Raw genomic sequence first — 13484 nt, 5'->3', positions numbered from 1 at the left:
AACGGACTCATCCGGCAATATTTCCCCAAACAGACCAATTTCCGAAATATCAATGATCGGGAGATACGCAGGGTTCAAGATGAGTTGAACCACCGGCCGAGAAAAACACTTGGCTACGAAACGCCAAGTGTTTTATTCTTGAATCTGTTCCAACAACTGGTACCCTGGTGTTGCACTTGAAATCCGAATCCAAGGAACTTTTTACGGCAAGCAGTAAAGCAACGCTAGCACAACCCTAAATAGTTTTGCCTCATTTCAAACAATGGGCCAACCAAATGCCCGCTGCCGTCAATATAAACGAACCGCCGACATGGAGGCATACGGATAATGCAGCAGCCACCCACCGCCCCTCCTGCATCATAGCCACCGTCTCAAGGGAAAAAGAGGACAATGTGGTCAGACTGCCTAAGAAACCGGTAATCAACAGTAAACGCCATTGAGGATCTGCAACCCATTCGGCACAAAATCCGATAAGCAAAGCCCCTATCCAGTTTGCAGCCAGCGTCCCCCAGCCCAAAAGCGGCGCAACGGGAAGCAGTAGACCAAGTATCCAACGCAACACCGCGCCGACAACCGCCCCCAGGGTGACCGGAAAAATATTTAAGAAGTTCATAATCAAATTAAAAACAAACTGAAATTACCGTACGCAAGGTTGTCTGAAAATAAAAATACCGATTTCTTCAAGCTTTTTACAGACATACTTGCTTAGATTGCAACCAAAGTTCAAATTACTTTTACCAAAGGTAACGATAAAACTGAAATAAACGATGAGTGTTATAATAAGTAAATTGTAGGTCGTCTGAAAAGGAGTAATCGACATGCCCCGACGCGTCTTTATCGTACACGGTTTTGAAGGCAATCCGCACGGCAACTGGTTTGACTGGCTCTCGGCACAAGTCCGCGCCGCAGGCTTCCAAGCCGACTCGCTGGCGATGCCCAATCCCGAACGGCCGACCGTTTCTTCTTGGCAGTTCGCCCTCGACCAACACATCGGCAAACCCGACGAAAGCACCTTCTTAGTCGGACACAGCCTAGGCTGCATCACCCTTCTGCACTTCCTCAGCCGTCAGCAGCCCGAAAAAATCGGCGGCTTAGTACTGGCGGCAGGATTCGCTGACCCACTGCCCCCTCTGCCCGTCCTTGATGCCTACATCAAAGGGGCCGCGCCCGAATTCGACATCCTGCGCAAAATCCAAATGCCTAAACACTGCATCGTCTCCGACAACGACACCCACGTTCCGCCCGAATTGACCTTGAGTATGGCGGAAAAACTCAAAAGCCCCGTTACCCACATTGCCAAAGGCGGACACCTGATGGCATCCGACGGCTTCACAGAACTGCCGCAAGCTTGGGAAGTATTGAAACCGATGCTTACGGGCTAGAATATCAGCCGTCAAGCACTTCAAGTTTCACATTACAGAGCATCTGCCCGCCAAAAAAACGAATCGACATTCTATCACCAGCAACACCTGAATCCCGAATCCATCATGTCCGTCAACCATTACGAAAATTTCCCCGTCGGCTCGCTTGTCATGCCGCGCCGCCTGCGCAAGCCTACCCATGCCGTTTACGCTTTTGCGCGCACTGCGGACGACCTCGCCGATGAAGGCAATGCCGAGGCCGATGAACGCTTGCGCGCTTTGAACGAACTCAAATCCGAACTCGACCGCATACAGCGTGGCGAAACGCCGCTGACCCCGCTAATGCAACGTTTGCAACGTGAAGCCATCGCGCCTTTCAAGCTGCCACTGCAGCCGTTTTACGATCTTTTGTCCGCATTCAGTCAAGATGTTGTCAAAACCCGTTATCAGGATTTTGGCGACCTGATCGATTACTGCCGCCGTTCCGCCAATCCGGTCGGGCGCATTATGCTGCACCTGTACGGACAAACCGACGAAGTCAGCATCGCCCAAAGCGACGGCATCTGTACCGCGTTGCAACTCATCAACTTTTGGCAGGACGTTGCCGTCGATTGGCAGAAAGGCCGTGTTTATATCCCGCAGGACGACTTGCAAAAATTTAACGTCAGCGAAGCGCAAATCGCCGAAGGTAAAGCAGATTTTGCGTTCCAAAGACTGATGGCGTATGAATGCAACCGCGCGTTCCAAATGCTCAAAGGCGGTTCGCCCTTGGGTAAAACGCTGAAAGGCCGTTTGGGATTTGAATTGCGGATGATTATTGTCGGCGGACAACTGATTTTGCAGAAACTGGACGGCTGCAAATACGATATGTTTACACAACGCCCTATTTTGGATAAAAAAGATTGGCTGATTATTTTGAAACGGGCATTCTTGAAGAAATAAACCGGCTGGCGCAAAAGGTCGCCTGAAAACTCAGCTTCAAGGCTGTTTTCAGACGACCTCATCACAGCCCTCTCATCAAATGTATCTTGAAAAATAGTTACCTTATCCTCGTTTGTAGTGAGAATACATCGCCAACCTAATCAATAATTTCAAATCGTAAAAATTATTCTCTTTGAACTTGGCAAGGCAACGTCCTACTTGTTAAACCCGCCATAAACTCATTTACTTGGGATATACATAAATCAAACGTTGTCTGAAAGCCTGACGGTTTTCAGACAACGTTTAATATATGATCTATTGAAACGCCGACATTCGGCTTAAGCCACTGCCTGCCGCCATTGCGCCAAAAGCTGCTTCAATACATCAGGCTGATCGTGTCCGTTGCGGATAGCGGCTTCCAACCATTTACACGCTTCATCTGCATCATGCGCTATGCCCGTTCCGTTAAAATAAAGGCAGGCAAGATTGTATTGCGCCATTGCATCATGGTTTAGTGCCGCTTTTTCGAACCATTCTGCCGCCTTGGCATAATTCTGTGCCGTACCGTGTCCGTTGTAATACATCATGCCCAAATTGGTCTGCGCCTTCCCATGACCCAATAAAGCCGAACGTTCATACAGCCTCAACGCTTCCGAATGATCGGGATGGCGGTTCAAACCATAATGCGCGGCAAACGCCTGCTGATAAAGTTGCTCTGCTTCCTGCTTCTTCAAAGCTTTTTCTTTTGCTTCAGCATATTCCTCAGACTTATTGCCCAAGGCAATATCGGCAAGTAGTTTCTGATGTGCCTGCATATTTCCTTTATCCGCTGCCTGACGGTAATAGCGCCGTGCCTTCATAGGGTCGGGAAGCACACCCAGACCATAACGGTAAATATCGCCCAAAATCCTTAAGGCTTCGGAATGCTGCTGTGCAGCCGCTTTTTCCGCATACGCATGAGCCTTGCCGGTATTGCGTTCCACCCATTTTCCCAATAGGTAAATTTCTGCCAATCTTACCTGTGCGTCGCTGCTGCCTCCTCTTGCCGCAGCCTTCAAACGGTGTATGGCCTCTGTCGGATCAGTTTCCAGCAGTAAATCCGCCAACATGGTTTGTGCAGCAGCAATCCCGCTATCAGCTGCATGGCGCAGATGAACGACGGCAAGCTGCTTGTTCGGTTCGGTTCCCTGTCCCAATTTATATTGCAATCCAAGCTGCCAATGTGCTGCAGGAAAATCTTGCTCCGCAGCTTGTCGGTAAAACAAATGTGCCTGAGCAAAATCGGGAGGCGAGGCATATTGATGGTGTTGCGCTAAAAAGTATAATGCCTGCGGATGATGCTGAGCGGCAGCCATGTACGCCCATTGCAACGCCTCTTCATGCCGCCCACCGTCATGCAAACTCCGCATCAGTTTAAGCTGGGCATGGATAATACCTTCTTCAGCCAGCTCCTTGTAAGCTGCCATCAATGTATTGAAAGGCATGCCTTGTGATTCTTGAATCTGGAGCAGATTGTATCGAGCATAAGGATGCCCGCTTCCCGCCGCCTGCTGCATCAGTCTGATACCTGCCTGCCTATCCGCCGAAATCCCTAAGCCCTGCAACAGACACCCTGCAAGTTGAAATGCGGATTCCGCATGCCCGGCTTGCGCAGCCTGACGCAACAAAGGAACGGCTGCTTCAAAATCAGGAGGTGTCCTAGCCAAATGTGAAATTGCTTCCCTGTAAAATGTGTCAGCGGTATTCATTTTTATAATCCGATTTATCTAAAATGCGCCGGATAATTAATTTTTCTTGTTTTATGCTATACAAGCCAACCGGCGGCCAAGTCGCGCAAGTTTATCAGAATTTCGCCTTCTTGTTTATTCTATTATAATAATTCTTTTATTCTCAAATATATAATACGGTAAAGTGTCGTCTGAAAAAGACGGTAAACTCGTTTATAATACGATTTTTCTTTCAGGCCGTTTTAACCATGAAAAAGGTTGAAAAAAACGTATTGGTGCTGCACAGCGCAAAACAGATGTTCGACTTGGTCGATAAAGTTGAGGACTATCCAAACTTTCTCCCATGGTACAGTAAAACCGAAGTCATAGAGCGCAAAGATAAGGAACTCAAAGCACGGCTGTTCATGGACTATATGGGTGTGCGTCAATCTTTTGCGACACACAACCACAACATTCCCGGCTCGGAAATCCGTATGGACTTGCTGGAAGGCCCTTTCAAAACCTTGCGCGGTACATGGAAGTTTATCGATTTGGGCGGTGATATGTGTAAAATCGAATTTCGTTTGGAATATGATTTTTCCAATATGCTGCTTTCTACCGTCATTTCCCCCGTATTCAACCACCTCTCCGGTACGCTGGTCGATGCATTCGTCAAAGAGGCAGACAGACGCTATGCTTGAAATCGAAATTGTTTACGGAACGGCTGAAAAACAGATATTGCGCTCAATCCGTATTGAGCAAGGAGCAACCGCAAGGACGGCTGTGCGTCAAAGCGGCTTGGATAAAGATTTTCCTGAATTGGATTTGAATGCGGCCCCTTTGGGTATTTTTGGAAAAAGAGTCAAAGATGACGTTTTGTTGCGCGACCGAGACCGTATCGAGATATACCGCCCTTTACTGATTGACCCGAAAGAAGCAAGACGCAAACGGGTCGGTAAAACCAAATAAAATGCTTGAAAAGGTCGTCTGAAAACCGTTTGCTGTTTTCAGACGACCTCTCTTTGAGGAAACACAATGTCAAATAAAATCAAAATGATTGTAGGACTGGGAAATCCCGGTTCGGAATACGAACAAACGCGCCACAATGCCGGATTCTGGTTTATCGACGAATTGGCATGGCAATATAAAGCTACTTTAAAAGAAGAAAAAAAATTCTTCGGCTCAGTAGCCCGCATCAGCATATCCGGCTCAGACTTATGGCTTTTAAAACCTTCAACATTTATGAACCGCTCCGGTCAGGCAGTAGCCGCGCTGGCGCAATTCTACAAAATCAAGCCTGAAGAAATCCTGGTCGTCCATGACGAACTGGATATACCGTGCGGCAGGATAAAATTTAAATTGGGTGGGGGAAACGGCGGTCATAACGGCTTAAAAGACATTCAGGCACGCTTGGGAACGCCTGATTTTTACCGCCTGCGCTTGGGTATCGATCATCCGGGAAACCGAAATCTGGTTGTCGGCTATGTCCTGAATAAACCCAGCCCGGAACACAGGCAGCAAATTGATGAAGCCATCAATAAATCATTAAAAGCCGTTCCCATGCTGTTAGCCGGAGAATGGGAAGAAGCCGTACGTTTTTTACACAGCAAATAAATTTCAGACGACCTTTGGGAGCAAACAATGAATGAGCTTCTAGAATTAATTCAAACAGAATCTGTCGGAACGGTAGAAGAAACACTGGACTTTTTCTTATACGAATGCAGCTTGGACGAAGCACCGACCATTGAAGAAGTCAAACTATGGCGTGATGAACTGGACAAACGGGGGGATAAATTTATCCGTTTGTCCGCCATCTGCCAAAAATGGCTGGATGAGGAAACACAATGAAACTGCCTTTGAATAAGTTTACCTTGTTAGCAGCAGCTTGGTTTGCAGCAAGTATTTACGCATTACTTTTCAAAGAGTCCGGCAATGCGCCCCCTCCCTTTCCCAATTTCGACAAGGTTGCCCATTTCATTACGTTCTTTGCACAAACATGGTTAATAGCCAAAATCTTTTTAGCCGAGCAAAAACACGTGCCTTATAAAAAACTATTGATATTCGCCTTATTGTTTGCCTTCTTTAGCGAATGGGCTCAAGCAACGTTTACAACGACAAGGGAAGGCTCACTTGGAGACGGAATAGCGGATATGCTTGGCACAATGGCTGCCTTATGGTTTGCCAAAAAGGTAGAGACTGCAAAATTACAGAATCAAAAGCCTATCTGATGCCATATTCGAATACTGAAAACTTCTTAGGCAGTCTATAAAATAAAAAACCGATTCCCCATATGGAATCGGTTTTTTACAAGGGAAAATTACAGGGCATCTTTCAATGCTTTACCGGCACGGAATTTAGGAGTTTTAGCAGCAGCGATGGTCAGAGGCTCGCCGGTTTTAGGGTTGCGGCCTTGACGTTCTGCGCGTTCGCCAACGTAGAAAGTACCGAAACCGACCAGAGTTACGGTGTCGCCTTTTTTCAGAGCGTTGGTTACAGCATTGGTAGTGGCATCCAGAGCTTTTTGGGCGGCAGCTTTAGAAATGCCGGCTTCTTGAGCAATTGCTTCGATCAATTCAGACTTATTCACAATCAGTCCCTTCCTATCGTTGAAAATAATGAAATGCCCGAATACTCGGGGCTTCGTACTTTTGAGTACCTTTGCGCTTTATAGCAATTCTGAAAATACCGTGTCAAGCAAAAAATGCGGAATTGCCCTATTTTACAGGCTTTCAAGGCAAACCCGCATCTTTTGCAACACATTTTTTACAAAATCAGTGTTTGGTCGCTTTCGCCCTTGACTTAGGCTTGGAGGCTTGAACCTGCGCCTCTTCGGTACTTAAAGGCGCAACCCAAGGTGTCGGCTGGCTTTCCAAGCCCAAAGCGAGGACTTCGTCTATCCATTTGACCGGATGGATGGTCAGGCCGGTTTTCACGTTTTCAGGGATTTCTTCCAAGTCTTTGACGTTGTCTTTCGGAATCAGGACGTGTTTGATGCCGCCGCGCAAGGCAGCCAACAGTTTTTCCTTCAAACCGCCGATTGGCAAAACTTCGCCGCGCAGGGTAATTTCGCCCGTCATCGCCACATCGGCGCGCACCGGAATTTTGGTAAAGGCAGACACCATCGCCAAAGTCATGGCGATACCTGCGCTCGGACCGTCTTTCGGCGTCGCACCTTCGGGAACGTGAACATGGATGTCTTTTTTCTCGTAAAAATCAGGAGCCAAACCCACTGATTCTGCACGGGAACGGACAACAGACCATGCCGCGGACACAGATTCCTTCATCACGTCGCCCAACTGGCCGGTACACTGGATCACGCCCTTGCCCGGCAACGCCACGGCTTCGACAGTCAGCAATTCGCCGCCGACTTCCGTCCACGCCAAACCGGTAACCTGTCCGATACGGTTTTCACTTTCGGCAACGCCGTAATCGAAGCGGCGCACGCCCAAGTAGTCATGCAGGTTTTTCTCATTGACTTTAACCGCCTTAGGCTTGGCTTTGCTGGTTTTCTTGGTTTCAGACGACCTCTTCTTATCTTCGTTCAAGGTAATCTGCATCACCACCTTACGGCAGATTTTAGCAATCTCGCGGTCGAGCGAACGTACACCGGCTTCACGGGTGTAATAACGGATGATATCGCGTACCGCGCTTTCTTCGACCACCAATTCGCCCTCTTTCACGCCGTTGCGTTTCATTTGCTTCGGCACGAGATACTGCATGGCGATATTGATTTTCTCGTCTTCGGTATAGCCGGACAAACGGATGATTTCCATACGGTCAAGCAACGGAGTCGGGATGTTCAAGCTATTAGATGTGGCGATAAACATCACATCGCTCAAATCGTAATCCACTTCCGCATAATGATCGGCAAACTTGTTGTTTTGCTCAGGATCAAGCACCTCAAGCAACGCGCTGGCGGGATCGCCTCGGAAGTCGCTGCCCAATTTGTCGATTTCGTCGAGCAGGAACAGCGGATTCTTCACGCCTGCCTTAGCCATGTTTTGCAGGATTTTGCCGGGCATGGAGCCGATATAGGTACGGCGGTGGCCGCGGATTTCGCTTTCGTCGCGCACGCCGCCCAAAGCCATGCGGACGTATTGGCGGCCTGTTGCTTTGGCAATGGATTCGCCCAAAGAGGTTTTACCCACCCCCGGAGGACCGACCAAACACAGAATCGGACCTTTGAGTTTGTCCATACGTTTTTGAACGGCAAGGTATTCCAAAATCCGCTCTTTGACTTTTTCCAAGCCATAGTGGTCGGCATTCAACACCAAATCGGCTTTGGCAATATCTTTGCTGACGCGGGATTTTTTCTTCCACGGCAGCTCAAGCAAAGTATCGATGTAGTTGCGCACGACAGTGGATTCCGCAGACATAGGCGGCATCATTTTGAGCTTTTTCAGTTCGGACAGGCATTTCTCTTCGGCTTCTTTGGTCATGCCCGCTTCTTTGATTTTTGCTTCCAACGCATCCAGTTCGCCGCGTTCGTCTTCTTCGCCCAATTCTTTCTGAATCGCTTTCACTTGCTCGTTCAGATAGTACTCGCGCTGGGATTTTTCCATCTGGCGTTTGACGCGGCCGCGGATGCGTTTTTCGACCTGCATGATGTCCAGTTCGGATTCCAACTGGGCGAGCAGAAACTCCATACGGCCGATAATGCCGAAAGTTTCCAAAATCTGTTGGCGCTGCTCCAGTTTCAACTGCAAATGCGCCGCAATCGTGTCCACCAAACGGCTGTTATCATCGATACCATTGATGGTATTGATGATTTCGGCAGGGATTTTTTTATTCAACTTGGCGTATTGGTCAAACTGGGTAAGCAGCGTGCGGCGAATGGCTTCAATATCGGGATTATCCGCATCCGCATACTCATCGACAGCTTCAACATGTGACAGGAACAGTCCGCCACTCTCTTCAATGGTCAACACTCTGCCGCGCCGGATACCTTCGACCAACACTTTTACCGTGCCGTCAGGCAGCTTCAACACCTGCAAAACCTGCGCGACCGTACCCGTACGGTGCAAATCGGACGCAGTCGGATCTTCGGTGTTCGGGTCGATTTGCGCCAGCAAAAATACCGGATCGTCATTCGCCATTGCCGCTTCCAATGCCGCAATGGATTTCGGGCGGCCCACAAACAGCGGCAACACCATGTGCGGATAAACGACGACATCGCGTAAAGGCAAGGTTGCCAGTGCGCTGTATTCCTCAAAATGTTTTTCTTTTGTCGGCATATTGTTCTCTACTTGGTAATAAATTCGGAATGTGGCCTAAATTGGGATGGAAAAGCGTATTTCAAGACTTGAAAAAGCCGATGTACGCTTCTATTTTTATCGGCAACTTTTTGCGATAAAATACACGCCGTTCGAGGTCGTCTGAAAGGCTGGAACTTTTCAGACGACCTCTCGGCATACAGCACATCAGGAGTCAGCCATGACCGACCAAACCTCACTCATCGAATTCCCCTGCCAATTCCCCATCAAAGTCATGGGCAACGCGCATCCCGAATTTGAAAAAAATATCTTGGAAACCGTCCGCCAGCACGCGCCCGATACCGAACCCCACCACATCACCACCCGCCAGAGCAGCAAGGGCAACTATACCGGCGCAACCGTCAAAGTAAACGTCGAAAGCAAAGAGCAACTGGACAAAATCTACCGCGCCCTGACCGATCACGAAATGGTGAAAGTGGTGTACTGATATGAAAATCGTGCAGAAAGGCATGGTCGAGTACCAACCGACTTTCGAAGCCATGAAAGCGTTCAACGCAGCCCGCGACGAACATACCGAAGACGAATTATGGGTGGTCGAGCATCCGCCCGTCTTCACACAAGGGCTGGCAGGCAAACCAGAACACCTCCTGATCCGCGACGACATACCCGTCGTCCAAATCGACCGGGGCGGGCAAATCACTTATCACGGTCCCGGTCAGTTGGTCATCTACACCATGATCAACTTCAAACGCCGCAAAACCAGCGTCCGCAACATCGTCTCCGCGCTTGAAAACAGCATCATCGCCACGTTGGCGGAATACGGAATCGAAGCGGCGGCAGACCCGAAACGCCCCGGCGTTTATGTCGGCGAGCGCAAAATCGCCTCACTCGGCTTGCGCATCAAAGACGGTTCCGTCTATCACGGTCTGGCATTAAACGTAAACATGGACTTAAGCCCGTTTACCCACATCAATCCCTGCGGCTATGCCGGCATGGAAATGACACAAATCGCGGATTTTATCCAACCCTGTCCCACCTTGGATGAGGTTGCGCAAAAACTGACCGCACACCTCGAGACACAACTCACACCGAAAGCGAACAATTAATGAGCGAAATCAAAGTTGACGATCCCAAACGCGGCGTCAAACTCAAAGGCGCGGATAAAACCGCCCGCATCCCCATCAAAGTCGTCCCCCTTCAGGAAAAACTGAAAAAGCCCGAATGGATACGCGCCAAGCTGCCGTCACGTAAATTCTTTGAAATCAAAGACATTTTGCGCGAACAAAAAATGCACACCGTTTGCGAAGAAGCTTCCTGTCCGAATATCGGTGAATGCTTCAGCAAAGGCACAGCGACCTTCATGATTATGGGCGACATTTGTACCCGTCGCTGTCCGTTCTGCGACGTAGGACACGGCCGCCCGAATATGCTCGATCCCGACGAACCGAAAAACCTCGCAGAATCCGTCAAAGCCATGAACCTGCGTTACGTCGTCATCACTTCCGTTGACCGCGACGACCTGCGCGACGGCGGCGCACAGCATTTCGCCGACTGCATCAAAGCCATCCGCGAAACCAGTCCGAACACCAAAATCGAAATCCTCGTTCCCGACTTCCGCGGCCGCTTGGACATCGCGCTGAAAATCCTTGCCGAAACCCCGCCCGACGTGATGAACCACAACTTGGAAACCCATCCGAGCCTGTACAAAAAAGCCCGTCCGGGTGCCAACTATCAACACTCCCTCGACCTGCTGCGCCGCTACAAAGAAATGATGCCGCACATCCCGACCAAATCCGGCATCATGGTCGGCTTGGGCGAGACAGACGAAGACGTGCGCGAAATCATGCGCGATATGCGGGCGCACAATATCGAGATGATTACCATCGGCCAGTACCTCCAGCCTTCAAACGGACACCTGCCCGTCTTACGCTATGTTACGCCCGACCAGTTCAAAATCTTTGAAAAAGAAGCGTACGAACTAGGCTTCACCAACGCCGCCATCGGCGCCATGGTCCGCTCAAGCTACCATGCCGACGAGCAGGCTGCCGAAGCATTACGCGAAAGTCATGGTGGCGGTTGCGGTCATCATTGATAAATGGAAAAGACGTAAGTAATTTTAGTATTGCTTACACTGTTCGCTTTTTTGCACGACTGTTTTAAAAAGCTCTAACAACTTAATCATTTTCTGTAAAAAAGGTCGTCTGAAATTTTCAGACGACCTTTTTTCATTTCATCAACAGCCTAGTGGAATCAATCCAGCTTTTTAAAGTGACGGCGTCGTTCCAGTTCGCTCAGGTAACGCTTGCGCAGACGGATGGACTGCGGCGTGATTTCAACGAGCTCGTCATCATCGATAAACTCGACCGCACCTTCCAGCGTCAGCTTGATTGGAGTAGTCAGGCGCACGGCTTCGTCAGTGCCGCTGGCGCGGATGTTGGTGAGTTTTTTACCTTTGAGCGGGTTGACCACCAAATCGTTGTCGCGGCTGTGGATGCCGATAATCATGCCTTCGTAGATTTTGTCGTTGGGCGACACGAACATACGGCCTCGGTCTTCCAGATTCCATAAGGCATAAGCGACGGCTTCGCCTTGCTCTTGGGAAATCAGTACGCCGTTGTGGCGGCCGGGCATATCGGGTTTCACGGGCGCGTAGTCGTCAAACACATGGCTCATCAGGCCGACACCGCGCGTCAGGGTCATGAATTCGCCTTGGAAACCGATTAAGCCGCGCGCGGGAATATGGTATTCGAGGCGGGTACGGCCGTTGCCGTCGCTTTCCATATTGGTCAGTTCGCCGCGGCGGCGGCCGAGTTCTTCCATTACCGCGCCTTGGTTTTCGTCGGGTACGTCCACGGTCAGGTTTTCATAAGGTTCGCATTTTTGACCGTCAATATCGCGGTAAACGACGCGCGGCTTGCCGACCGCCAGTTCAAAGCCTTCGCGGCGCATGTTTTCCAACAAAATGGTCAGGTGCAGTTCGCCGCGTCCGGATACGCGGAACACGTCGGCATCGGCGGTATCTTCCACGCGCAGGGCGACGTTGGTCAGCAATTCTTTTTGCAGGCGGTCGCGGATTTGACGGCTGGTCACGAATTTGCCTTCGGTACCCGCCAGCGGGCTGGTGTTTACCATAAAGTCCATGGTCAGCGTCGGTTCGTCCACGCTCAACATCGGCAAACCTTTGGGGTCGTCTTTGTCGGTGATGGTTACGCCGATACCGATGTCTTCGATACCGGAAATAATCACGATGTCGCCGGCTTCGGCTTCTTCAAGCGGCACGCGTTCCAAACCTTTGAAACCCAAAAGCTGGTTGATACGGCCTTGGGCGATTTGCTGATCGTGGTTCATCACGGCAACGACTTGACCGGGTTTGATACGTCCGTTCAGGATACGGCCGATGCCGAGGCGGCCGGTGTAGTTGTCGTAGTCGAGTTGGGAAATTTGCAGTTGCAGCGTTTCGTCTGCGCTGCCGCTCGGTGCGGGTGTGTGTTTTAAGATGGTGTCGAACAGCGGACGCATGTCGTTGCTCTCGTCGGTTTCTTCCAGTTTGGCGAAACCGGACAGGCCGGAAGCGTAGACAATCGGGAAGTCCAATTGCTCGTCGGTTGCGCCCAAGTTGTCGAAGAGTTCGAAAGTTTGGTCGATGACCCAGCTCGGACGGGCGGACGGTTTGTCGATTTTATTGATGACGACGATTGGTTTCAGTCCCAAAGCCAAGGCTTTTTTGGTAACGAAACGGGTTTGCGGCATCGGACCTTCCTGCGCGTCCACCAACAATACGACGCAGTCCACCATACCCAAAACGCGCTCCACCTCGCCGCCGAAGTCGGCGTGTCCCGGGGTATCGACGATGTTGATGTGGTAGCCTTCGTAATCGATGGCGGTGTTTTTGGCGAGGATGGTAATGCCGCGTTCTTTTTCAAGGTCGTTGCTGTCCATCACGCGTTCGTCAACCTGCTGGTTGGCGCGGAATGTACCGGATTGGCGCAGCAGTTGGTCAACTAATGTGGTTTTGCCGTGGTCGACGTGTGCGATGATGGCAATGTTGCGAATTTGTTTCATGGTGATATGTATTTCAAATGATTTTTATCAAAAAGTAACTCGCGATTATATCACGGTTCATCTTATCGAACGGAGGGGGAGCAGATTAAATTTGAATCGGTACGGCGTTTGTCCTGGTTCAACCGTCATTCACTATATGCGTACTGCGGCACAGTTTGACGATATAGTGGATTAACTTTAAACCAGGATGGCGTTACCTCGCCTTAGCTCAAAGAGAACGA

The 13484-nt window shown here is 49.9% G+C and carries 15 protein-coding genes and 1 pseudogene; 11 read left to right on the top strand and 5 right to left on the bottom strand.

Going from position 1 to position 13484, the window contains the following annotated elements; all coding sequences use genetic code 11:
* Nucleotides 1–180: pseudogene (locus tag HMPREF3066_RS12210) on the top strand (IS30 family transposase); the annotation flags it as partial.
* Between the two features lie 70 nt (nucleotides 181–250).
* On the opposite strand, the gene crcB reads toward HMPREF3066_RS12210, so the two are convergent.
* On the bottom strand, nucleotides 251–613 hold the full coding sequence (crcB, locus tag HMPREF3066_RS05125; protein ID WP_049225366.1) for a fluoride efflux transporter CrcB: 363 nt from the start codon (nucleotides 611–613) through the stop codon (nucleotides 251–253).
* 205 nt (nucleotides 614–818) lie between these two features.
* Here crcB and HMPREF3066_RS05115 point away from each other — a divergent pair, with 205 nt between their 5' ends.
* Complete coding sequence (locus HMPREF3066_RS05115) at nucleotides 819–1382, top strand: RBBP9/YdeN family alpha/beta hydrolase (protein WP_045072243.1); 564 nt, start codon at nucleotides 819–821, stop codon at nucleotides 1380–1382.
* A gap of 105 nt (nucleotides 1383–1487) precedes the next feature.
* Nucleotides 1488–2303 carry a squalene synthase HpnC gene (hpnC, locus tag HMPREF3066_RS05110; RefSeq protein WP_070440893.1) on the top strand — a complete coding sequence of 272 codons (816 nt, stop codon included), beginning with the start codon at nucleotides 1488–1490 and terminating at the stop codon, nucleotides 2301–2303.
* Between the two features lie 317 nt (nucleotides 2304–2620).
* On the opposite strand, the gene HMPREF3066_RS05105 is transcribed toward hpnC, so the two are convergent.
* Nucleotides 2621–4030, bottom strand: a complete 1410-nt coding sequence (locus HMPREF3066_RS05105; protein ID WP_070440891.1) for a tetratricopeptide repeat protein — start codon at nucleotides 4028–4030, stop codon at nucleotides 2621–2623.
* A 227-nt stretch (nucleotides 4031–4257) separates the two neighbouring features.
* Here HMPREF3066_RS05105 and HMPREF3066_RS05100 point away from each other — a divergent pair, with 227 nt between their 5' ends.
* The 5 genes from HMPREF3066_RS05100 to HMPREF3066_RS05080 all read left to right on the top strand — a co-directional run bounded on the left by HMPREF3066_RS05100 (nucleotide 4258) and on the right by HMPREF3066_RS05080 (nucleotide 6216).
* Nucleotides 4258–4689, top strand: a complete 432-nt coding sequence (locus tag HMPREF3066_RS05100; RefSeq protein ID WP_003742453.1) for a type II toxin-antitoxin system RatA family toxin — start codon at nucleotides 4258–4260, stop codon at nucleotides 4687–4689.
* Entirely contained in the window at nucleotides 4682–4957 is a 276-nt protein-coding gene (locus HMPREF3066_RS05095) for an RnfH family protein (RefSeq protein ID WP_039408462.1), read from the top strand. Before HMPREF3066_RS05100 ends, HMPREF3066_RS05095 begins: the two co-directional genes overlap by 8 nt.
* A gap of 66 nt (nucleotides 4958–5023) precedes the next feature.
* Nucleotides 5024–5602: an aminoacyl-tRNA hydrolase gene (gene pth, locus HMPREF3066_RS05090; RefSeq protein ID WP_070440888.1), complete on the top strand. Its 579-nt coding sequence runs from the start codon at nucleotides 5024–5026 to the stop codon at nucleotides 5600–5602.
* Nucleotides 5603–5629: 27 nt separating this feature from the next.
* Nucleotides 5630–5836: a hypothetical protein gene (locus HMPREF3066_RS05085; protein ID WP_060974479.1), complete on the top strand. Its 207-nt coding sequence runs from the start codon at nucleotides 5630–5632 to the stop codon at nucleotides 5834–5836.
* Complete coding sequence (locus tag HMPREF3066_RS05080; RefSeq protein ID WP_045072234.1) at nucleotides 5833–6216, top strand: VanZ family protein; 384 nt, start codon at nucleotides 5833–5835, stop codon at nucleotides 6214–6216. Before HMPREF3066_RS05085 ends, HMPREF3066_RS05080 begins: the two co-directional genes overlap by 4 nt.
* A gap of 89 nt (nucleotides 6217–6305) precedes the next feature.
* Here the strand turns inward: HMPREF3066_RS05080 and HMPREF3066_RS05075 are convergent, their stop codons facing one another.
* Together HMPREF3066_RS05075 and lon are read right to left on the bottom strand one after the other, a co-directional pair.
* The gene (locus HMPREF3066_RS05075; RefSeq protein ID WP_003677477.1) at nucleotides 6306–6575 is read right to left on the bottom strand and encodes an HU family DNA-binding protein; all 270 of its coding nucleotides are present in this window, start codon (nucleotides 6573–6575) and stop codon (nucleotides 6306–6308) included.
* Nucleotides 6576–6759: 184 nt separating this feature from the next.
* Nucleotides 6760–9222, bottom strand: coding sequence for an endopeptidase La (lon, locus tag HMPREF3066_RS05070; protein WP_070440885.1), 2463 nt, complete (start codon nucleotides 9220–9222; stop codon nucleotides 6760–6762).
* Between the two features lie 199 nt (nucleotides 9223–9421).
* On the opposite strand from lon, the gene HMPREF3066_RS05065 reads away from it, so the two are divergent.
* Genes HMPREF3066_RS05065 through lipA form a run of 3 tightly spaced genes read left to right on the top strand, consistent with a single transcriptional unit; the run spans nucleotide 9422 to nucleotide 11293 of the window.
* The gene (locus HMPREF3066_RS05065) at nucleotides 9422–9688 is read left to right on the top strand and encodes an HP0495 family protein (protein ID WP_003756826.1); all 267 of its coding nucleotides are present in this window, start codon (nucleotides 9422–9424) and stop codon (nucleotides 9686–9688) included.
* 1 nt (nucleotide 9689) lies between these two features.
* Nucleotides 9690–10307: a lipoyl(octanoyl) transferase LipB gene (gene lipB, locus HMPREF3066_RS05060; RefSeq protein ID WP_003778469.1), complete on the top strand. Its 618-nt coding sequence runs from the start codon at nucleotides 9690–9692 to the stop codon at nucleotides 10305–10307.
* A complete protein-coding gene (gene lipA, locus HMPREF3066_RS05055; protein WP_070440882.1) occupies nucleotides 10307–11293 on the top strand; it encodes a lipoyl synthase in 987 nt (328 codons plus the stop codon). The genes lipB and lipA overlap by 1 nt, the downstream gene beginning before the upstream one ends.
* A 158-nt stretch (nucleotides 11294–11451) precedes the next feature.
* Here lipA and typA read toward each other — a convergent pair whose 3' ends face one another.
* Nucleotides 11452–13263, bottom strand: a complete 1812-nt coding sequence (gene typA / locus HMPREF3066_RS05050; protein ID WP_070440879.1) for a translational GTPase TypA — start codon at nucleotides 13261–13263, stop codon at nucleotides 11452–11454.
* Nucleotides 13264–13484: the final 221 nt, after the last annotated feature.

Origin of the sequence: Neisseria sp. HMSC03D10 (assembly GCF_001807625.1) — a bacterium.
Classification (GTDB): domain Bacteria; phylum Pseudomonadota; class Gammaproteobacteria; order Burkholderiales; family Neisseriaceae; genus Neisseria; species Neisseria mucosa.
This window is presented reverse-complemented; position numbering and strand designations above follow the sequence as displayed.